The following is a 19,204-nucleotide window of genomic DNA, read 5'->3' as shown; positions in this document are numbered from 1 at the left end:
TGGTGCGACGGGCGGCGTGTGGCAATCTCGCGAGATCGGCGCGTTGCATTCGCTTGCCAATCGCGTTCGGATCGCAACGGAAGTAGGCGCGTCGCGTTTGCCTTTTGCGTTGGACATCGCGCCGCGCTGGCCCGACGCCGAACTCTTCGGACGCTATGACGCGACGTTGCAGGCGGACGCCCTGCAACCAATGCAAATCCACGGCACGTTGAATCTGCTGACCGACGAAGGCCAGATCATCTACCGGTACGACGTGCCGCGTGCGCGCGATTATCTGTCCGCGTGGCTTGCCCATCTCGCGTATTGCGCCGCGCTGCCCGACGGTCCGAGGCGCACGGTATGGCACGGGCGCGGCGCGCAATCGAGCGGTTTCGAACTGACGCCTGTCGCCGACCCTCTTGCTCACCTTGCGACGCTTGCGGCGCTTTATCGCGCGGGACGGAGGTTGCCATTGCGGTTCTTCCCCAAGAGCGCGTGGACGTGGGTAACGGAGAGCGAATCCAAGGCGCAGGGCATGTGGATATCGGACAGGACGCGTGGCGAGTCGGATGATCCTGCTTTGCGCATCGCGTTTCGGGGCTCGGATCTGAGACTCGATGAAACTTTCGCCAACTTAGAGCGCCCGCGCGATCAGCGAAAGAATGATCGAAAGCAGGATGGTGGACATGAACGGGAACAAATACTCGCGCCCGAACAGTTTCAACGTGAAATCGCCGGGCAACTTGCCGATGCCGAGTTTCTTCATCCACGGCAACGAGGCCGAAAGAATGGTCAACGCAATGAACGTGGTGAGAACCCAGCGGATCATGACGTCATAGCGTGTGCGAGCGGTCGCCGGATGAGAACGCGGCGATTGTTTCATCGATACCGCGCGAAAACGCGATCACCTTGAACAACTCGCCCATTTCCGCCTCGGACAACAACTTCTGAACCGCGTTTGCTGCGGGGAGGAAACGGCGGACATCGGTGGGATCGAGGTCGGAAAGTGCGTCCGTGATCCCCGCGTTCATTAAGAACCGCGCTTGCGATGTGAAGCCCAGCAGATCCGCGCCCGCCTCGGTGCCGGCTTCCGCGATCCCCGAAAACTCCACATGCGCCGTGATGTCCTGCAAGCCGGGATACAGAAACGGATCGCCATGCGCCCGGTGGCGGTAGTGGCACATCAGCGTGCCCTGCGCGCGCTGTGCATGATAAAACTCGCGCCGGGGAAAGCCGTAATCGATGAAAAACGCGGCGCCGCGGGTGAGCATCGTGCAAATCGTGCGCGTGAAAGCCAGCGCGGCTTCGTGCGTCTCGCTCACATATTCAATGAAAGGCTCGTCGTTGACTTCGTCGATGGTCGTATCGATTTCGGCGAGCAGGGGGTTATCGAGCGCGGCCAACAGGGGTTTGTCGTCGAAGGCGAAATGATCGTGGCTCCAGATGACGCCGCGTTCGTGCCACTCGCCGAGTTTGCGCACGACCAGGCGCACGGGCATGGCGTCGAGCACTTCGTTGCCTATCACCACGCCTTCGAAATGTTCGGGCAACGCACTCAGCCAGCGGACTTTCGATGCCAGTTCCGGCGCATCGGCGTCGATCGTCGCGCGCTGGCGTTGCTGCAATTCCCCCGAAAGATCCACGATTGAATAGCTGTCGAACGGAACGTCCAGCGCCTTGAGCGCGTTCAGCAAACCCGCCGCAAGTTTGCCCGTGCCGGCGCCGAACTCCATCAGGTTGCGCGTGCCGCTGTCCCGCAACGCTTGTGCGACGGGCCGTGCGAGCGTTGCCGAGAACAATGGCGACATTTCAGGCGCGGTGACGAAATCGCTGCCATCGTCGCCGCGTTTGCCGAATTTCATCGCGCCGCCGCTGTAATAGCCGAGGCCGGGCGCGTAAAGCGCGAGCTCCATGTATCGGCTGAAAGGCATCCAGCCGCCCACGGACGCGATTTCTTCGCGGATGCGCGCGGTCAGCCGTTCGGATTGCGCGAGCGCGTCGGGGCCGGGAGCAGGTAAACTGTCGGATTCGTGAGCTTTTGGATTCATTCCGGCATTGTAAATGAGCGATTCTTCGTCGACTTCTCCTGATTCTTCCGCCCCCAAATCCCGCGTCGTGCTGATCACGGGCGCGGCGAAACGCATCGGCCGGGGGCTGGCGCTTGGTTTTGCGGCGCGCGGCTGGGACGGCGCCGTGCATTTCAACGGCTCGGAACAGGACGCGCAGGAAGTCGTCGCGGCGATCCGCGCGCTCGGCCGCCGGGCGGTTGCGCTCGGTGCGGATCTTGGCGTCGAGGACGATGTCGCGAAACTGGTGCCGGGGTGTATCGAAGCGTTGGGTGGCCTGCATTGCGTGGTGAACAACGCATCCCGGTTCACGGAAGATACCGCGCGTGATTTCAGCTACGCGCGTCTGCTCGAGATGATGGCGGTCAACGTGGCCGCGCCGCTGGCTCTGGCGCGTGCGCTTCACGAAGCCACGCCGGAGGCCGCCATCCACGACGAAACCCGGCGCGCGTGCGTCATCAACGTGCTGGACCAGAAGCTGTACAACATGAATCCGGACTATTTGTCGTACACGTTGAGCAAGGCGGCGCTCGAAACCGCGACCGTCGCGCTGGCTCAGGCGCTTGCGCCAAAGTTGCGCGTGGTCGGGCTCGCGCCGGGTCTGACGTTGCCATCGGCGGACATGACGGATGCCGAGTTCGAAGCCGCGCATCGCGTGACGCCGTTGGGCCGGGCTTCGCGTGTCGAAGACGTGGTCGCGGCCGCGTGTTATCTCGCCGATGCGTCCGGTGTGACGGGCACGACGCTGGTTGTCGACGGCGGGCAGCATCTCGTGCCATCGCCGCGCGATGTCATGTTTTTGATGGCCGACCGCACCTAGTAAGTTAATCAGTATTCCCAGGACACGACCATGCTTGCCGTTCTTTCGCATCCCCGGCTCGCCGATTGCCGGCGCCTTTTTCTGCGCAATTACGAAGTGCGCATCAACATCGGCGTGCACGATTTCGAGAAGCAGGGCGAACAACGCGTCGTGATCAACGTGGAATTGTTCGTGCCGCTGGCTTTATCGACGCCGGTCGAGGACAAGTTGCGCGAAGTCGTCGATTACGACTTCATGCGCTCGACCATCGCCAAACGTGTGGGCAAAGGGCATATCCACTTGCAGGAAACCCTTTGCGATGACGTCGCCGCTGCACTGCTCGAACATCCAAATGTGCGGGCAGTGGTGGTATCGACGGAAAAGCCGGACGTTTATCCCGATTGCGATGCCGTTGGCGTCGAGGTCTTTCGCATCAAAGAGGTGGCGGCATGAGTTCGATTATCGAGCCAGTTTCGGTTCCGAAAATTCGCGAGCCGATGACGCGCCACGAGCAAAAGCAGGCGTACGAGAACAACAAGCTGTTCAAGCGCCTCGCGCGGCAAGTGGGCGAAGCGGTTGTCGACTACAAGATGATCGAGGACGGCGACAAGGTGATGGTGTGCCTTTCGGGCGGCAAGGATTCGTACGCCATGCTCGAACTGCTGATGCGGTTGCGCGAGCGCGCGCCGATCAATTTTGACATCGTGGCGGTGAATCTCGATCAGAAGCAGCCCGGTTTTCCCGAGCACGTGCTGCCCGAATATCTGAGCAAACTCGATATCCCGTTTCATATCGAAAATCAGGATACGTACAGCATCGTCAAGCGGCTCGTGCCGGAAGGCAAGACCACGTGCTCGCTCTGTTCCAGACTGCGGCGCGGGATTTTGTATCGTGTGGCCGGTGAATTGGGCGCAACGAAAATTGCGCTAGGCCATCATCGCGATGACATCCTGCAGACGCTGTTTCTGAATATGTTCTACGGCGGCAAATTGAAGGGCATGCCGCCAAAACTTCAATCCGATGACGGCAAGAACGTCGTAATCCGGCCACTCGCTTACATCAAGGAAAGGGATCTGGAAAAGTTCGCCGAACTGCGCGAATTCCCGATCATTCCTTGCAACCTGTGCGGCAGCCAGCCAAACCTGAAGCGCGCGGAAATGAAGGCGCTGATTCGCGATTGGGAAAAGCGCTTTCCCGGACGCGTGGAGAATATGTTCAACGCGTTGTCGAACGTGGTGCCGTCGCATTTGATGGATCACAAGCTGTTTCCGTTCGGCGGTTTGCGCGCGACAGGCGTGGCCGATCCGGCGGGTGATATCGCTTTTGACGAAGATCCATGTTCGACGGAACCGGCTTCGCAGACTATTTCGATTGTCCAGTTCGACGATATTTGAAGCTGTCTGGTGATCCGGCACCGCTAGTTGTTTTTTAAACCGGTGTTTTGAATCCAGCGGAGTTTCTACGTTTATGAGATGAAGGAGATGATAGGCTGCGCCGTTTGTGTGTTTTAAGCTTTAGTTTAAATGCTTGAACGCCATCGCCAATTCGATAAGCGGAGCAGGCATGCGGCAGATTATCTCGTTGCGGTTAATCATCTATCGGAAGCTCAGCGGACTTACAGTATTCAGTTGCGCGCTTCTCTTGTTTGCGGTCAGCAGCGCGGCAAATACGGGTTTCGACGGTCAGTCATCACCACATTCAGCGTTCACACGCGCTCCGGTTGAACGTGTCATGAAGCCGCGTGCCCGAGTTACAAAAGGCGCTTCCGCGACAAGGCCTGCGAGGCGGCCGCCTCCCACGTCGAACATTGCTGCTTGCCGGGTTCAGCTTGAGGCGAAGTTGCCCTTGACCAGATTCTTCGGCTTTTTCACGGTGCCGGCCGAGATCGACGGACGAACTTATCCAATGGTCGTGGATACGGGCAGCGACCAGACGACTATTGAACCTGCCATGGCGAATGTCTGGCATCTGCAGGAGGACAAGTTCGGCGAGCACAAGGTAACGGGTCTCGGCGGGGAGGCAGGCTGGCATTATCCGCGCATCCTTTCGTCCCTGAAACTGGGAGCGCCCGAGTGGATTGATCTCCGCGTCAGTCCGACCTCTTTCGCCTTTGTTGCAAAGCGGGCGCGTGAAGCACGATTGCCCGCACCGATTGGCTTTCTGGGCTCCAACATACTGACACGGTACGACGTTGAACTCGATTTTCCCGCGCGGACCATGGCGCTCTATTCGGTGTCCAATTGCGTCGGCCGGTTTGTTCCATGGTCGGGACAATTCACTGCCTTTTCCGCCGATTTAACGCGGCGTAACCGTTTCGTCCTGCATATATCGGCGAATGGACATCCCATTCGGGCAGTCATCGATACAGGCGCGGAGACCTCGATTGCGGCTAAGGCCAGCATAGCCGGGACCGGAGCGGACCTGACCGGGATGGATAAAACGGTGCCCATGTACAACTTTGGCTGGGATGGTGAGCCGATTGCGAGTTATCGGCATAGCGTGGACCTGGAGGTCGGCGCCGAACGGTTCCCAAGCGCGTCGATCGAGGTGGGGGACATCGTGCTGCCGGACTTCGATATGGTTCTCGGCATGGACTACTTGCGAGGCCGCCGCGTCTGGCTTTCATACTCGACGGGCTGGGTTTTCATGCAACGCATGGACGCGTCCTGAGCGTCTGGACCGTTGCTCAGCAAGGCCGGGCCGCAATTTCGGGATACGCCCGCATGTTATATTGACGGCTCCAACACTTCCCAAAAAGCTGACGCCATGAACATCGTAATTTTGGCGGCAGGTACCGGCAAGCGCATGCGTTCCGCCTTGCCTAAAGTCCTTCATCCCTTGGCTGGCCAGCCGCTCTTGTCCCATGTGCTCGATGTCGCGCGCACGCTCAACCCCACGCGGCTTGTCGTGGTGGTCGGGCATGGCGCCGATCAGGTGCAGAACGCTGTTGGCGCGCCCGACGTCCAGTTTGCGATCCAGGAGCAGCAACTCGGCACCGGCCACGCGGTCATGCAGGCGCTGCCGCTGCTTGACCCTGCTGTTTCCACGCTGATTCTCTACGGCGACGTACCCCTCACGCGCGCAAGCACGTTAAAACGTCTCGTCGATACCGCCGGCCAGCACTACGGCGTCCTCACCGTCACGCTCGACGATCCGACGGGTTACGGCCGTATTGTGCGTGACGCGATGGGCAAGGTTCAGCGCATTGTCGAGCAGAAGGATGCCAACGCCGATCAACTGAAAGTCAGCGAGATCAATACGGGCATCGTGATTACGCCGACAGCGCGGCTTGGCGAATGGCTGGCGTCGTTGAAGAACGACAACGTGCAGGGCGAGTTTTATCTCACCGATGTCGTCGAACGTGCGCTCGAAGCAGGTATCGAAGTCGTGACCTCGCAGCCCGACGACGAATGGGAAACGCTCGGCGTGAACAGCAAGCAGCAACTCGCCGAACTCGAACGCATTCATCAGGGCAACACCGCCGAAGATCTGCTTGTTGCAGGCGTGACGCTGATGGACCCGGCGCGCATCGACGTGCGCGGCACGCTGACGTGCGGACGCGATGTTTCCATCGACGTGAATTGCGTCTTCGAAGGCAACGTGACGCTCGCGGATAACGTGACCATTGGCCCGAATTGCGTGATCCGCAATTCAAGCATCGGCGCTGGCACGCGCGTTGATGCTTTCACGCACATTGAAGGCGGCACGACCGGCGCGAACGTCGTGCTGGGACCGTATGCGCGATTGCGGCCAGGCGCCGTGCTCGGCGACGAAGCGCACGTCGGCAACTTCGTGGAAGTGAAGAACGCGGTGTTCGGGCGCGGCTCGAAGGCGAATCACTTGAGTTATATCGGCGATTCCGATGTCGGCGCGCGCGTGAATATTGGCGCGGGCACGATCACCTGTAACTACGACGGCGCGAACAAATTCCGTACGGTGATCGAAGACGATGTGTTCGTCGGCTCGGACACGCAACTTGTTGCGCCGGTACGCGTGGCGCGCGGCGCGACGATCGCGGCGGGCACGACGGTCTGGAAGGACATCGTTGGAGAAAACCAGCTCGTGATGAATGAGAAAACGCAGATCAGCAAAAGCGGTTACGTGCGGCCAGTGAAGAAAAAAGCTTGAGAAACAATCACGAATGCTCGCGTGATTCGGGCGATTCGAAAACAATTTGAAGGATAGATCCATGTGCGGAATTGTCGGCGCGGTCGCGCAACGTAACATTGTCCCGGTGCTGGTCGAAGGGTTGCGGCGGCTCGAATACCGCGGCTACGATTCATGCGGCGTCGCCGTCATCGCCGATGGCGAAACCAAACGCGCGCGCAGCGTCGCCCGCGTCGCCGATCTCGCCGAACAGGTCCGCGAAAGTCATCTGGACGGCGTGACCGGCATCTCGCACACGCGCTGGGCCACGCACGGCGCGCCCGTCACCGACAACGCGCATCCTATCTTCTCGCGCAACGAGCTGGCGCTGGTGCACAACGGCATCATCGAGAATTACGAAAGCCTGCGGACCACGTTGCGTGAAAAGGGCTACGAATTTGTATCGCAGACCGATACCGAAGTCATCGCGCATCTGATTCACAGCATGTATCGCGGGGATTTGTTTCAGACCGTGCGCGAGGCCGTGAAACTGTTGCACGGCGCGTATGCCATCGCCGTGATTCACAAGGATCAGCCGAACACGGTGGTCGGCGCGCGTGAAGGTTCGCCGCTGGTGGTCGGTGTGGGCGATGGCGAAAACTTCCTGGCTTCGGACGCGCTGGCGCTCGCGGGCAGTACCGACCGGTTTGCATACCTGGATGAAGGCGATGTGGTCGAGATCACGCTCGATGGCGTGAAGATCGTCGATCGCGATGGCATTCCAGCGCAGCGCGAAGTGCGCGTGGTCGCGGCGTACGGCGGCGCGGTTGAACTTGGGCCGTACCGGCATTTCATGCAGAAGGAAATCTTCGAGCAGCCGCGCGCCATCACCGACACCATTCCCCAGGCCGAGCGGTTCACCGCTGACCTGTTCGGCGCCAAGGCGGCAGAAGTTTTCGCCGATATCGACAGCGTGCTGATCCTCGCGTGCGGCACGAGTTCTTATGCCGGCATGACGGCGAAGTACTGGCTTGAGTCCATCGCCAGGATTCCTACGCAGGTCGAGGTGGCGAGTGAGTACCGGTATCGCGAGTCGGTGCCGAATCCGAAGGCGCTGGTCGTGGTGATATCGCAGTCGGGCGAAACCGCCGATACGCTCGCCGCGTTGAAGCACGCACAGTCGCTTGGGCACAAGCACACGCTGGCCGTGTGCAACGTGAGTTCAAGCGCGATGGTGCGGCTGACGGAGCTGACGTTTCTCACCCATGCGGGCACCGAGATTGGCGTGGCGTCCACGAAGGCTTTCACGACCCAATTGGTCGGCATGTTCGTGCTGGCGGTGACGCTCGGCGCGTTGCGCGGCCATGTGAGCGCGAAGCAGGAAACCGCGTATCTTGCGCAGTTGCGGCATCTGCCGGCGGCGCTGAACAGCGTGCTTGCGCTGGAGCCGCAGATCATCGCTTGGGCAGAGGAATTTTCGCGGAAGGAAAATGCACTGTTCCTCGGGCGCGGGCTGCATTATCCGATCGCGCTCGAAGGCGCGTTGAAGCTGAAGGAAATCTCGTATATCCATGCTGAAGCGTATCCGGCGGGTGAGTTGAAGCATGGGCCGCTGGCGTTGGTCACGGAGGCAATGCCGGTCGTGACGATCGCGCCCAACGACACGCTGCTGGAGAAGCTCAAGTCGAATATGCAGGAGGTGAAGGCGCGCGGCGGCGAGCTGTATGTTTTCGCCGATGCAGATACGCGCATTGTCAGCGAAGCCGGCATTCATGTGATCCGGATGCCGGAGCACTATGGCTTGTTGTCGCCGATCCTGCATACGGTACCGCTGCAATTGCTGGCTTATCACACGGCCTGTGCAAGAGGGACCGATGTGGATAAGCCCAGGAACTTGGCCAAGAGTGTGACGGTGGAGTGAGGGGGTAGGGGCTTTGTGGTCAGCCATCAAAGTCACGAAATCTACGCCGAATCCTGAAGCGCTGCGTCGATGCTTGTCATCACGCGGCGCTTTTTCTTTGAACGCCCGCAGGCGTGCGTAACACGGCCTGAGCGGCCGGTATGGGCTTCTCGTGCTCACGGGCACCAAGGAAAGCCTTGAACCACCAGAACGACGCTACAGCCCGCCAGATATCACGCTTCGTTACCTTCAACGCATTCGCTCGTTCGAAATCTCAAGCCATGCAAGTCGCACCATCGGCTTCACGCAAAAATCGGCCGCACAGTTCTTCACGCTGTTAAAGCAAGCCGAAGTCCGCACCCTTCTCGATGTCCGTCTGAACAACACTTCGCAACTCGCGGGCTTCTCCAAAAAACCGGACCTCGAGTTCTTCCTGTCCGAGCTACTCGATATCAGATACGTCGAGCTTCGTGAGCTTGCGCCCGAACGCGACCATCTCAAGCGATACCGATCGGGTGATCTGTCATCGAAGACTTGCCGTCGAATACTTGAATTCACGATGGTCCAATCGCTTGAGCATCGAACATTTACTGTGACAACGAGCCGTGCTCACTTTTTAAGCGCCATCGGCAACGCTCATATTCCACGCCTTAATGGTTTATCGTAAGTGATATGTATACATAGTAATAGTTAACAAGCATCGCCCGTTACTGTGGACAAGCGTCGAAAGCGCCATTGGATCAATGCTCTACAGACAAGATAACCGCAAGCACGCTTGCGGGACAACGAGGTGTATGGAAGGATAACTTCTGCGGCGTTGCGAACATGCCCGCGGTTATCAAGAATCGGCGCACACCAATCCGTGTTGTTATGCCGAAGTTATCCAGAGGCTGTAACGGATAACTCGTACATCTTTCAGCCGATGTTCATCAGCGACATCTGGCTCACGAGCAATGCTCGCAGCTCGTTCAAGTCCGGCCGCGTTCCCCAGTTGCGCGCGCCGGCAACCGATGCAATCGCCATCCACGAGTTGGGCGGAAACCATTCACGCAACGCCACTTCGTCCTGAAGGATGCGAAGGCGGCCAGTTTCCTCGCAGTAGTCAGCGCACATTTGCGTGCCGGCCGCTTGCGCTGTGACTCGAAGGCTTCGGGGTCGCAGCATGGGTCCTCCTGTTCGGTGAAACCGCTCAGGACGGTGTCGCGGCGGTGTGCTGACTTGCTTCCATTGCACGTTCTTTCGCTTTCTCCTTCACCATGTGATGTCCGACAATGCAGCCGCCCATTGCGCCGATCACCGCATGATGACCCGCGACGTGGCCCGCAACGCCGCCTACAACTGCGCCCTTGAGACATCCCGCCGCGTTGGCCGAGCCGGCGAACGCGAAGAGCGTCATCGACAATACGGCAGCGATATTGCGCTTGTTCATTCCACGATCCTTGATGGTTTCCGGCGGCATCGACATCGACGTCATCCGGTAGTGAAAAGTCTATGTGCAGTTTCCGCTCGCAAGTGAAACCGGTTTGCGAGATTGGTAACGCGGAGTTACCGCGCGCCCGATATGCCTATGCGCTGCTCAACCGCCAACCCATGCAGGGGTTCTGCGTTGAGCTTCAGTCCGCTGAGGGGATCGGCGCTGTGTGTGTCGATGAGAGGGGAAGCATTCGAGGTCGCGCTCTCGGCTTTCGATGCCGAAAGAATGCCGGTCAATGCCGCGATGCCAATACCGCTCACCACGATCACTGCAATGGCCGTGACGGCGATCAGCGAATGAATGCGGCGACGTTGCTGCTCGTGAAGATGCCAACTAGTGCTCATGACAAGCCTCGCGGTGGGTGCGTCTTGCTACAACGCGCGCCCGGCAGTGCCGGTGCACTGCCCTCACGTGAGATTTGTAAGCAGTTGTGCGGTTTGAGATCAATTGGCGTTGCACAATAAAAAACCCCGTGCGGACACGGGGTTTTGGTACTGGAACGCTATTAGACAGTTGGCCCGGCACGCCCACGGCTGAAGAGCCGCACGATGATCAATAGAATCACCGCGCCGATCACGGCCGTAATCAGGGATCCGATGATGCCGCTGCCCAGGTGCAGGCCAAGCGCGCCACCCAGCCATCCGCCGATAAACGCGCCGACGATCCCCACAATGATGTCCACCACGATCCCAAAGCCGCCGCCATCGACAATCCGGCCGGCGAGCGCGCCTGCAATGGCGCCGATGATGAGCCAGAAGATGATTCCGTGCGATACAGGTTCCATAGCGTTCTCCGTTGGGTAGGTCCGCGTTGCGGGAAACGCAAGTTGAACGCGGCGCTTCGGTAGGCGCAAACCACGTGCCCGGATTCGACCGAAGCGGCGCAGTTACATCTGACGATCTTTTTCATTCCTGGATACGCAAACTAACTTTCTGTTTCACCTGCGGCGAATGCGCGTCTATAGGATGGGTCACCCGGAAAGTTGCGCCTGCTGCGAATGGCCGGGCTGTTCCCATCCAAGTGTAAAGAAGGGCTTACCAGAGAATATCTACAACCATGGACCGCGTGCATCGGACGCTTCTTTATATAGGCGACAAGCCGGACGAAAAGCTAGTAAAGAGTCTCAACGATGCCGCGTGGAAAGTGGTACCCGCAATCAACGCAAACGCATCAAGTGATTTGACCGATGCACCCATGCCCGGCTTGCTCGACTTGACGGCCGGCGTGAGCAAGCCGCATTTGGAGAGGGTCGAACAGCTTTCGCGTTCTGCTCTGGTGGCGTGGGTTGCACTGGTATCGCGTGAATCGCGGGACTTGCGGGAGGTGCGCGACGCCATCGCCGCGCATTGCTTTGACTTCGTCACGGTGCCTACGCAGCATGAGCGCATTCTGACCGTGTTGTCGCAGGCGGTCGGCATGGAAGCGCTACGGTTCGAAGGAGACACGGCACTTGCCGATGGCGCTATGGCAAGTAGCATGATTGGATCGTCGGAGGTGATGCGGGCGCTTCATCGCGCGATCGGAAAAGTTGCTTCGACGGATGCGACCGTTTTCATATCAGGTGAATCGGGCACGGGGAAAGAGTTGACCGCGCAGATGATTCACGCACGATCGGCGCGGCGCGCCATGCCGTTCATCGCGGTGAATTGTGGTGCGATCCCGCACGAGTTGTTGCATTCGGAATTGTTCGGCTATGAACGCGGCGCCTTCACGGGCGCAACGCAAAGAAAGATCGGACGTGTCGAGGAAGCCAATGGCGGCACGTTGTTTCTCGATGAAATCGGCGACCTTCCAGCGGAAAGTCAGGCGGCGTTGTTGCGTTTCATTCAAGAGCGAAAAATCGAAAGGCTGGGCGGCATCGAAAGCGTGGATGTCGATGTGCGCGTGATTACCGCGACGCATGTCGACATGCAGACGGCGGTCGATGAAGGACGTTTCAGGGCCGACCTGTTTTTTCGTCTCTGCGTGCTGGAAATTCGGGAGCCACCGCTTCGGATGCGCGGAAAAGATATTACGGAACTGGCGTTGTACGCGCTCGAACGCTTCAAGGACGAACGCGCACGGCGCATACACGGGTTCGCGCCGGATGCGATTGCTGCCTTGCATAACTATGGCTGGCCCGGCAATGTGCGCGAACTTATTAATCGTGTACGTCGCGCAATTATTTTATCCGAGGGAAAATACATCACTGCTCAGGATCTCGAACTAACCGAGCACGCTGCGAATGCACCGGATTCGCTTCGGGAGGCCCGCGCGGCGGCGGACCGGCGCGCGATAGAATTGGCGCTTTTCGTACACAAGGGCCGCGTCGTGGATGCAGCGCGCGGTCTCGGGATTTCCAGGGTCCATTTGCACCGGCTGATGCAGGATTTGCGAATGCCGACACGCGCCGCCGGCGACGACATGCAAGAAGCCGGCGATCCGGCCCCAGCCCTTTGATTACACCCGTACCCACTTAACATGGAGACTTTTATGCGCATGCTGGAGTCTATCGGTTACGCAGCGTGGACGACATGCGAAGAGTGCGGAAATGACTTTCCTGCAGGTACTTACAGATGTGGGCGGTGCGGCCATGTGCCAAACCTTTTGCACCGTTTGACGAGCTTCGCAACCACGGTATTTCAGAAGAAAAGTATCAGGCGCCCCAAGCGTTCGCAAGGCGCGTATCCGGGACTGGCTGAAGGCGCGCTGAAGTTCTATCAGACGCGCTCGAAACGCACGGAGCAACTGCTATGGGCAGGTCTGCTTGCCGGAGGCGTGTTGATCGTATGGGCTCTGAGTGGCTCTCGTCCGTCGAACATGGATCTGAAGCCGCAGCCGGTTTCTTCTCATGCGCTCGTGAGCGGAGCGGTCGTCCGGATGCAGGCTGCAACTGCCGGGGCTATCGCAAGTGCACCTGCACCTGCACCTGCAAACGCGAGCGTCTCGCCGGCACAGCCACCCGCAGTGATACCGGCAATTCCGGGTGCTTCCGAGTTTTATCGTGCTATGGGGAGCCGCAATCTTTTTGTGGCGCATCGGACTCTTGCGGCGATGCCGGCAAACGACAGCGCCAATCCTCAGTTGCAGCAGATGCGCGCGGACCTGGCTACCCGAGAACGTTTGCGCGATGATCTTTTGCATCGCGCTGCGCGCTGCCGTGCAACGGGCGACTGGCGCTGTGTATCGGACAATGCGTCGCAGGCTTCCGCCGTGGATGCGTCGAGCGTGTCCGCGCGACGGCTGGTTGCTCAGGCCGCTCAGGCAGGCGGCAAGTGATTGAATGTGCGTGATGCGCTCAAGCGACCCATGAGCGCGTGCCGCCGCCAACCTTCGATTCCAGCGCATCGTTTGTCGCCGATACACAAAGCAGCGCTTTGACACGCTTTGCCTGCTCCGCGACGAGATCGAAATGTTCTTGCACGAATGTAAGTCTTGCCGTCCAGTAGGCGCCGTTCAGATGTGGAACGGGCCCTTGCGTCCGCGACAGGCGCAGCATCTTTTCCAGATGATCGATCTCGCCCTCTGCTAGTACTGATCGGAATTTGGTAGATGCGGAAATCGTCGATGCCATGCGTCGCCCCAGTACTTTTTAGTGAACGGGAACGTAGTGCAAGTGGCATGCCCAAAACAGCTAATAAGCGGGTCGTGTTTGTTACGCGCGTAATCGTTCGCGAATCTGCAACACAACATCTTCCCTGAGTGCATTGCGTTTTCGGCGCAGCGCATTTCCCTTAGCCGAGTCATCGCGATCCGAAAGATTCAACCGGGGCGGGGCAAGCACGAACCAGCCGTTCCATGTGGCGAAAGCGCCGCATTCGCGTGACAGGTTGTCGTAGTCCGCCGACACGCGTTTCTTGCGCAGGCAATAGCGCCAGTTCGAATAGACATGTGCGTGTTTCGACACGATGAACGTACTGCCCATGCCAAGCGTCTGCGCCACGTTTTGCGCGAGATAAATCGCAAAGACCTTGGGTCGCAATCCAAGCCACTTCTTGGTGAGCGTACGAAAAAGGTCGCGGCCGTTCATCGACTTGTCGGGGCCCTGGACCGCGCCAATGCACATGCGCGGGCGCAGCACCTTGCCGCCGAGATACGCCAGGCTGAACGTGCACGACACCACGCGTCTGCCGGATGCATCGCGAATGCAAAGTGACCAGTCGCCTTCGCGCTGAAAATGCCCGATCGATTCGAGCGATACGTCCCAACTGTCTGCATCGACCGAGATGCGTGCAATCGATACTCGTCCTTCAAATGCAATACGATTCGCCAGTCGCGGCGCGCGTTGCTGCGTGATCGCGCAATGATCGAGGCTCGCCTTGAGCCGTTCGCGTGCGTTGAAGCATCCATGAAGGAACGGCCGGTGCATGCGTTCGAGCGCGACCGGCTGACGCTGCACGAGGCTCGACAACGGCGATGTCGCACAGCGCTCGAGCCACGTCGTGGTCGTGCGCCACCAGAGCAGCGAGCGCAGCCAGAATCGAATCCGCCGCCATCGGGCGAAACGGCTCGTCCCCGGATACAAGATGCGGCTCGCGTGATTTATCGTTGCACATGAGTTCGCGATACGGGCGAACCATCCGGCGAGCGATTGCGAGCCCGCGCCAAACCATTCAAAGAACAAGGGCATCGTGCACGACCTTTCTGGATTGCGATCGAACGGATGCTATCCATGCGCCGTGGCCGGCATGTCGAATTGCGTGGAGTCTTGTCGAGTTTTGTACGGGCATGCTCGTGGCGTGCGGCGCATCCGCTATCCTGTTTGTCATTCGGCGCCATTGCGTCACCACTGAGTCCCTCATGCCCTTCCGGATCTTGCTCGTCGAAGACGATGAACGCCTTTCGGCGCTGGTCGCGGCTTATCTCCGCAAGAACGACTATGAGGTCGATGTCGTCCGGCATGGCAACGAGGCAATTCCCGCAATACTCAAGCGTCAGCCGGATCTGGTGATCCTCGATGTCAACCTGCCCGGCAAGGACGGCTTCCAGATATGCCGCGAGGCACGCGCTCATTTCGATGGCGTAATCATCATGGTGACCGCGCGCGACGATCAGTTCGATGAAGTGCTCGGCCTCGAATTCGGCGCGGACGACTACGTTCACAAACCGGTCGAACCGCGCATCCTGCTTGCGCGGATCAAGGCGCAACTGCGCCGTGTGACGGTCATGGAACGCACGGCCGGCGCATCAACGCAGCCGGACATGTTCGCGTTCGGCAAATTCGAAATCAGCCGCGCGACGCGCAGCGTCCGGTTGCCCGACGGCAGCAGCCCGGAGCTCACATCGGCGGAATTCGATCTGCTTTGGGCGCTGGTCATGTGTGCGGGCGAGGTGGTCAGCCGCGAGAGCCTGATGCGGCAATTGCGCGGACTCGAATTCGACGGGCTGGATCGCACCATCGACGGCGGCGTTTCACGTCTGCGCCGCAAACTCAACGACGATGCAGCCACGCCGCAGCGCATCAAGACCATTCGCGGCAAGGGTTATCAATTCAGCAAGATCGCATGGGAATGATGCTCGGCCATTCAGACATGGCCGGCTACAAAACTGCACATCGCATGGTGCAATATCGACAATGTCATCTGCGCGCTGAGACTAACATTCAAGCGCGCATATGAATGCTGATTCACGTTCCTCCGCGCTCTTAACCCGATGCCTCCGATCATGAACGCGACCGCGCAAAAACTCCCCTTCCTCCGATACTGCAAATGGCGTTGGCTGCATTTCCGCCGCACCTGGACCGACACGCGCGCCGATCGCACGCCAAGCTGGTCACGATTCTATCTGCGCGCGTATTTCCGCCTGCTGAGTGTCGCGATATTGACGGCTGTGGTGGTAGCAACTGCCCTTGCTCCGGGTCGCACCGGCCAGATACCGGGCATTGCGCTAATACTGATTGCAGCGGTGACGTTCGGATTCCCCGCGCTGATTGCATACCGATGGATGCGGCCCGTCTGGCACGACCTGACGATCATCCGCGAGCGCGCAAGCGACTTCACGGGCGGGCGCTTCAACATACGTGCACGTGTGTCGCATAGCGTGATCATCGGGCCGCTTGCGCGCATGCTCAACGCGCTCGCCGCGCGCATGGAACGCATCATTGCGGCGCAACGCGAACTGACCAATGGCATCTCGCACGAATTGCGCACGCCGCTTGCGCGCGTGCGCTTTGCGCTTGAAATCCTGCGCCAGCCGGGATCGGCAGCGGAGTATGACGAGGCGTTGGCGGGCATCGGGCAGGATGTGACTGAACTCGAAGAACTCATCGATATGAGTCTTACCTACGCCCGCCTCGAGCATAGTTCGCTGCAATCCAACCTGGAAGCAACGCCGCTTTTGAGCTGGTTCGACAAGCAGGTCCACGACGCCACGCTGCTCTACACCCATATGCGCATTGTGCGGGACGTGGATATCAATCCGTGCGCATGCGTTGCTATGGACACGCGCCTGATGTCGTATGCCATGCGCAACCTGCTGCGCAATGCGAGCAAATATGCTCAGGCACGGATTGTGGTCGGGCTGTCCGTGCAGCGGGGGCACGTACATATCTTTGTTGAAGACGACGGCGCCGGCGTGCCCGAACACGAACGCGACCGCATCTTCGATCCGTTCGTGCGGCTCGATCGCCAGACAGGCGGTTACGGCATCGGACTGGCGATCACGCGTCAGGTCTTGAACGCACATCGCGGACATATTGCGGTGACCGATCCTGTGACGTTGAGCGGTGCGCGTTTCGAATTGAGCTGGCCTGTCAGCGCTGCTGCCTGAAGACCACCGATCAAACTCAATACGCGTGTCCGAGCTGGAAGTAGTAGTTCGTCCTGCCGCCCGGCGCGAACGCTACACCGAGATAAATTGGTCCGAACGAACTCGTCACGCTAGTGAAAAACGTGAAGCTGCGCTTGAGCGATCCGCTGCCGAACTGCGAGTCTTTCAGCCAGACGTTTCCGACTTCCGCGCTGACGCCCGCAAACAGTCCGCGAATTGGCGGCGTATTGAAGCTGGCAATCTGGTTCATGTATGTGACCTGCCCGTAGAACATCGAGTCGCCGGCCAACTGATCGGCGGCATACGCCGACAAGTGTTGAAATCCCCCGAGCGTAAAACCAAGCGGGTTGGTGAGGTTGGTCGAGCTGCCAAAATTGCCGCCGGCCTCCGCGCTCGCATTGAAACTATGGCGTCCGAACGTTGCCGCGACAATTCCCTTGCCATACACCTCGGTGAAACTATCGCTGCCGGCAAAGAGCGAATGCTCCACGCGAAGCTCACTGAAATAACCTTTACGGGCAAATAGCGGATCGTCGAGTTGATCGATGACCACCCGTGCCCGGGCGCTGATTTGCCGCGCGTAGATCTCGGGAAACAGGTTGTCCGTTGGAGGCAGGCTTGGATCAAAAAGGTTGGACGGCAGGTTGTATTGCGGCGATCCATATGCATGCGTGTACGCAACGCCGACACGAAAATCGCCCAGCGTGGAAAGCGGCACGCCAAAGTCGAGCCCCGCGCGTTCCGTTTGAATCAGGTATTGCGTCAACTTGACGCTGCCGTCCTCGTCGTAGAGGTTCGCATAGCGCCGCTGAAAGTCCACGTAAGGCGCGAGGTAATAACCCGCCGTATTCGACAACGGCTGCCGCAACTCCGCGTGAATGCTGGTCAGGTCGCTGCCGACCGTGCCGTCAATACGCCCCTCCAGTCCCGACGACGTCAGCCACGGCCGCCGATAACCCAAGTGCAGCCGGAAGCCGCCCGAATCGGTTGTACTGCTCGACAAGCCGAGCCCGAAGAGCAGGAAGTTCGGGCCCCAGTATTTATCGCGGGTATTGATTACGAGCGTGTGTTCGTCGCCGTTATCGACGAGTTGTTGCGTCGCGCTTTCGAAATTGCCAAGCGTGGTCAGCGACAGCAAGTCCCTGGAAACCGCCGCGGGGTCGTACACATCGCCTTCTTGCACGTGCAGTGTTTCGCGGATGCGCGCCTGCGGCACCGCGCCCTGCGATGCAATCTCGATGCGCGTAATGCGCACCGGCTTGCTTGCGGGCGCGGAATGCGCCACGCGATACGCTGCGTAGTCCGCAGGCGACAACGCCAGATGCCGCAGCTTCGGCAGCGCGGCGGTGGCGGCGGCTTCGCCCGCAGCAATGGCCTGGCGCGCATTGGCGAAATCCGTGAAGCTGAGGGAACCGAGCGCGGGTTCGATCAGCACGTCGTCGGCCTTGAGCTGTTCGCGTTGCCGCGCGACGTTCTGATGGATCAGGATGCCGATCATCTGCTGCATCACGTCGGTGGGCGACGCCAACGCATCGAGCGGCCGCAGCGGCGAACCGATATCCACGGCGATCACAACGTCGGCGCCCATGTCGTGGGCGGTTTCTATCGGCAGGTTGCTGACTATGCCGCCATCGACCAGCGTGCGTCCGTCCACATCCGCCGGCGCGAACAGGCCGGGCAGCGCCATGCTCGCGCGGATCGCCTGCGATAACGACCCGTGATCGAGCACGACCTTCTGGCCGGTCTGCAAGTCCGTGGCGATCGCACGAAACGGGACGGGCAGTGCGTTGAACGAGATGTTTCCGGGCACCGTGCTCGTCCAGTCCTGCAGCAGTGCCTGAAGCTGCGTGCCCTGCACAAGACCGGCCGGCAGGCGGAAGCCGCGCGAGCCGTAGCCGAACGACAAACTGTTCATATACAGCCGCTCGTCCTCCCGCTGGGATTGCGGCAGATCGGCGCGCGCGGTGACGTCGAATGCGACGTCGGCAAGATTGATTTTCGCGAGCCGGTTGTCCATGTCCTGCGCGCTCATGCCGCTCGCGTACAGTCCGCCGACGACCGCACCCATGCTCGTCGCCGCAATGCAGTCGACAGGAATCCGGTTCGCCTCCAGCACTTTCAGCACGCCGAGGTGCGCATAGCCGAGATCGGGG

The 19,204-nt window shown here is 59.7% G+C and carries 20 protein-coding genes and 1 pseudogene; 12 read left to right on the top strand and 9 right to left on the bottom strand.

The annotated features are described in order from the left end of the window. A pseudogene (locus ACRXB1_RS10535) lies at positions 1-616 on the top strand (exodeoxyribonuclease V subunit gamma); the annotation flags it as partial. Here the strand turns inward: ACRXB1_RS10535 and ACRXB1_RS10530 are convergent. Both ACRXB1_RS10530 and ACRXB1_RS10525 read right to left on the bottom strand, forming a co-directional pair. Continuing rightward, on the bottom strand, positions 614-808 hold the full coding sequence (locus tag ACRXB1_RS10530; protein ID WP_449491974.1) for a DUF2905 domain-containing protein: 195 nt from the start codon (positions 806-808) through the stop codon (positions 614-616). The pseudogene ACRXB1_RS10535 and the gene ACRXB1_RS10530 overlap by 3 nt on opposite strands. A gap of 4 nt (positions 809-812) precedes the next feature. Further along, positions 813-2,027 (bottom strand): class I SAM-dependent methyltransferase, encoded by a 1,215-nt coding sequence (locus tag ACRXB1_RS10525; RefSeq protein WP_449491973.1) that lies wholly within the window; start codon positions 2,025-2,027, stop codon positions 813-815. Between the two features lie 13 nt (positions 2,028-2,040). Here ACRXB1_RS10525 and ACRXB1_RS10520 point away from each other — a divergent pair, with 13 nt between their 5' ends. The 7 genes from ACRXB1_RS10520 (at position 2,041) to ACRXB1_RS10490 (ending at position 9,497) form a co-directional block, all read left to right on the top strand. Further along, complete coding sequence (locus tag ACRXB1_RS10520) at positions 2,041-2,865, top strand: SDR family oxidoreductase (RefSeq protein ID WP_449491972.1); 825 nt, start codon at positions 2,041-2,043, stop codon at positions 2,863-2,865. Positions 2,866-2,895: 30 nt separating this feature from the next. Further along, on the top strand, positions 2,896-3,297 hold the full coding sequence (locus tag ACRXB1_RS10515; protein ID WP_062000591.1) for a dihydroneopterin aldolase: 402 nt from the start codon (positions 2,896-2,898) through the stop codon (positions 3,295-3,297). After that, the gene (ttcA, locus tag ACRXB1_RS10510) at positions 3,294-4,238 is read left to right on the top strand and encodes a tRNA 2-thiocytidine(32) synthetase TtcA (RefSeq protein ID WP_062168308.1); all 945 of its coding nucleotides are present in this window, start codon (positions 3,294-3,296) and stop codon (positions 4,236-4,238) included. Before ACRXB1_RS10515 ends, ttcA begins: the two co-directional genes overlap by 4 nt. 451 nt (positions 4,239-4,689) lie before the next feature. Further along, a complete protein-coding gene (locus ACRXB1_RS10505; RefSeq protein WP_449491971.1) occupies positions 4,690-5,514 on the top strand; it encodes an aspartyl protease family protein in 825 nt (274 codons plus the stop codon). 96 nt (positions 5,515-5,610) lie between these two features. Then, positions 5,611-6,972 carry a bifunctional UDP-N-acetylglucosamine diphosphorylase/glucosamine-1-phosphate N-acetyltransferase GlmU gene (glmU, locus tag ACRXB1_RS10500; protein ID WP_449491970.1) on the top strand — a complete coding sequence of 454 codons (1,362 nt, stop codon included), beginning with the start codon at positions 5,611-5,613 and terminating at the stop codon, positions 6,970-6,972. Between the two features lie 61 nt (positions 6,973-7,033). Then, a complete protein-coding gene (gene glmS / locus ACRXB1_RS10495; RefSeq protein ID WP_062000587.1) occupies positions 7,034-8,851 on the top strand; it encodes a glutamine--fructose-6-phosphate transaminase (isomerizing) in 1,818 nt (605 codons plus the stop codon). Between the two features lie 151 nt (positions 8,852-9,002). Further along, the gene (locus ACRXB1_RS10490) at positions 9,003-9,497 is read left to right on the top strand and encodes a DUF488 family protein (RefSeq protein ID WP_449491969.1); all 495 of its coding nucleotides are present in this window, start codon (positions 9,003-9,005) and stop codon (positions 9,495-9,497) included. A 248-nt stretch (positions 9,498-9,745) separates the two neighbouring features. Here the strand turns inward: ACRXB1_RS10490 and ACRXB1_RS10485 are convergent, their stop codons facing one another. The 4 genes from ACRXB1_RS10485 to ACRXB1_RS10470 all read right to left on the bottom strand — a co-directional run bounded on the left by ACRXB1_RS10485 (position 9,746) and on the right by ACRXB1_RS10470 (position 11,088). Next, positions 9,746-9,994, bottom strand: a complete 249-nt coding sequence (locus ACRXB1_RS10485; protein ID WP_062000585.1) for a hypothetical protein — start codon at positions 9,992-9,994, stop codon at positions 9,746-9,748. Between the two features lie 25 nt (positions 9,995-10,019). Continuing rightward, the gene (locus tag ACRXB1_RS10480; RefSeq protein WP_449491968.1) at positions 10,020-10,259 is read right to left on the bottom strand and encodes a hypothetical protein; all 240 of its coding nucleotides are present in this window, start codon (positions 10,257-10,259) and stop codon (positions 10,020-10,022) included. A 116-nt stretch (positions 10,260-10,375) separates the two neighbouring features. Beyond that, positions 10,376-10,648, bottom strand: coding sequence for a hypothetical protein (locus tag ACRXB1_RS10475; protein ID WP_062168299.1), 273 nt, complete (start codon positions 10,646-10,648; stop codon positions 10,376-10,378). A 161-nt stretch (positions 10,649-10,809) separates the two neighbouring features. Continuing rightward, positions 10,810-11,088, bottom strand: a complete 279-nt coding sequence (locus tag ACRXB1_RS10470) for a GlsB/YeaQ/YmgE family stress response membrane protein (RefSeq protein ID WP_062168297.1) — start codon at positions 11,086-11,088, stop codon at positions 10,810-10,812. A 272-nt stretch (positions 11,089-11,360) separates the two neighbouring features. Between ACRXB1_RS10470 and ACRXB1_RS10465 the strand changes: the two genes are divergently transcribed. Both ACRXB1_RS10465 and ACRXB1_RS10460 read left to right on the top strand, forming a co-directional pair. Further along, entirely contained in the window at positions 11,361-12,743 is a 1,383-nt protein-coding gene (locus tag ACRXB1_RS10465; protein WP_449491967.1) for a sigma 54-interacting transcriptional regulator, read from the top strand. Positions 12,744-12,878: 135 nt separating this feature from the next. Continuing rightward, on the top strand, positions 12,879-13,562 hold the full coding sequence (locus ACRXB1_RS10460; protein ID WP_174362765.1) for a hypothetical protein: 684 nt from the start codon (positions 12,879-12,881) through the stop codon (positions 13,560-13,562). Between the two features lie 19 nt (positions 13,563-13,581). On the opposite strand, the gene ACRXB1_RS10455 is transcribed toward ACRXB1_RS10460, so the two are convergent. Both ACRXB1_RS10455 and ACRXB1_RS10450 read right to left on the bottom strand, forming a co-directional pair. Next, positions 13,582-13,857, bottom strand: coding sequence for a hypothetical protein (locus ACRXB1_RS10455; protein ID WP_062000579.1), 276 nt, complete (start codon positions 13,855-13,857; stop codon positions 13,582-13,584). 81 nt (positions 13,858-13,938) lie between these two features. Next, positions 13,939-14,913 (bottom strand): VirK/YbjX family protein, encoded by a 975-nt coding sequence (locus ACRXB1_RS10450; RefSeq protein WP_449491966.1) that lies wholly within the window; start codon positions 14,911-14,913, stop codon positions 13,939-13,941. Between the two features lie 170 nt (positions 14,914-15,083). On the opposite strand from ACRXB1_RS10450, the gene ACRXB1_RS10445 reads away from it, so the two are divergent. Both ACRXB1_RS10445 and ACRXB1_RS10440 read left to right on the top strand, forming a co-directional pair. Further along, entirely contained in the window at positions 15,084-15,797 is a 714-nt protein-coding gene (locus tag ACRXB1_RS10445) for a response regulator (protein WP_062170288.1), read from the top strand. Positions 15,798-15,935: 138 nt separating this feature from the next. After that, a complete protein-coding gene (locus ACRXB1_RS10440; protein ID WP_449491965.1) occupies positions 15,936-17,051 on the top strand; it encodes an ATP-binding protein in 1,116 nt (371 codons plus the stop codon). 16 nt (positions 17,052-17,067) lie between these two features. Here ACRXB1_RS10440 and ACRXB1_RS10435 read toward each other — a convergent pair. Beyond that, positions 17,068-19,204 (bottom strand): patatin-like phospholipase family protein (locus ACRXB1_RS10435; protein ID WP_449491964.1); only part of this gene is annotated, 2,137 nt, incomplete at its 5' end.

Source organism: Caballeronia sp. M23-90, from assembly GCF_053574605.1.
This window is presented reverse-complemented; position numbering and strand designations above follow the sequence as displayed.

What these genes read in the sequence shown, in the direction of transcription:
- ACRXB1_RS10530 (WP_449491974.1), bottom strand. Translation starts at nt 808, where the DNA reads ATGATCCGCTGGGTTCTCACCACGTTCATTGCGTTGACCATTCTTTCG.
- ACRXB1_RS10525 (WP_449491973.1), bottom strand. Translation starts at nt 2,027, where the DNA reads ATGAATCCAAAAGCTCACGAATCCGACAGTTTACCTGCTCCCGGCCCC.
- ACRXB1_RS10520 (WP_449491972.1), top strand. Translation starts at nt 2,041, where the DNA reads ATGAGCGATTCTTCGTCGACTTCTCCTGATTCTTCCGCCCCCAAATCC.
- ACRXB1_RS10515 (WP_062000591.1), top strand. Translation starts at nt 2,896, where the DNA reads ATGCTTGCCGTTCTTTCGCATCCCCGGCTCGCCGATTGCCGGCGCCTT.
- ttcA (WP_062168308.1), top strand. Translation starts at nt 3,294, where the DNA reads ATGAGTTCGATTATCGAGCCAGTTTCGGTTCCGAAAATTCGCGAGCCG.
- glmU (WP_449491970.1), top strand. Translation starts at nt 5,611, where the DNA reads ATGAACATCGTAATTTTGGCGGCAGGTACCGGCAAGCGCATGCGTTCC.
- glmS (WP_062000587.1), top strand. Translation starts at nt 7,034, where the DNA reads ATGTGCGGAATTGTCGGCGCGGTCGCGCAACGTAACATTGTCCCGGTG.
- ACRXB1_RS10485 (WP_062000585.1), bottom strand. Translation starts at nt 9,994, where the DNA reads ATGCTGCGACCCCGAAGCCTTCGAGTCACAGCGCAAGCGGCCGGCACG.
- ACRXB1_RS10480 (WP_449491968.1), bottom strand. Translation starts at nt 10,259, where the DNA reads ATGAACAAGCGCAATATCGCTGCCGTATTGTCGATGACGCTCTTCGCG.
- ACRXB1_RS10475 (WP_062168299.1), bottom strand. Translation starts at nt 10,648, where the DNA reads ATGAGCACTAGTTGGCATCTTCACGAGCAGCAACGTCGCCGCATTCAT.
- ACRXB1_RS10470 (WP_062168297.1), bottom strand. Translation starts at nt 11,088, where the DNA reads ATGGAACCTGTATCGCACGGAATCATCTTCTGGCTCATCATCGGCGCC.
- ACRXB1_RS10465 (WP_449491967.1), top strand. Translation starts at nt 11,361, where the DNA reads ATGGACCGCGTGCATCGGACGCTTCTTTATATAGGCGACAAGCCGGAC.
- ACRXB1_RS10455 (WP_062000579.1), bottom strand. Translation starts at nt 13,857, where the DNA reads ATGGCATCGACGATTTCCGCATCTACCAAATTCCGATCAGTACTAGCA.
- ACRXB1_RS10450 (WP_449491966.1), bottom strand. Translation starts at nt 14,913, where the DNA reads ATGCCCTTGTTCTTTGAATGGTTTGGCGCGGGCTCGCAATCGCTCGCC.
- ACRXB1_RS10445 (WP_062170288.1), top strand. Translation starts at nt 15,084, where the DNA reads ATGCCCTTCCGGATCTTGCTCGTCGAAGACGATGAACGCCTTTCGGCG.
- ACRXB1_RS10440 (WP_449491965.1), top strand. Translation starts at nt 15,936, where the DNA reads ATGCCTCCGATCATGAACGCGACCGCGCAAAAACTCCCCTTCCTCCGA.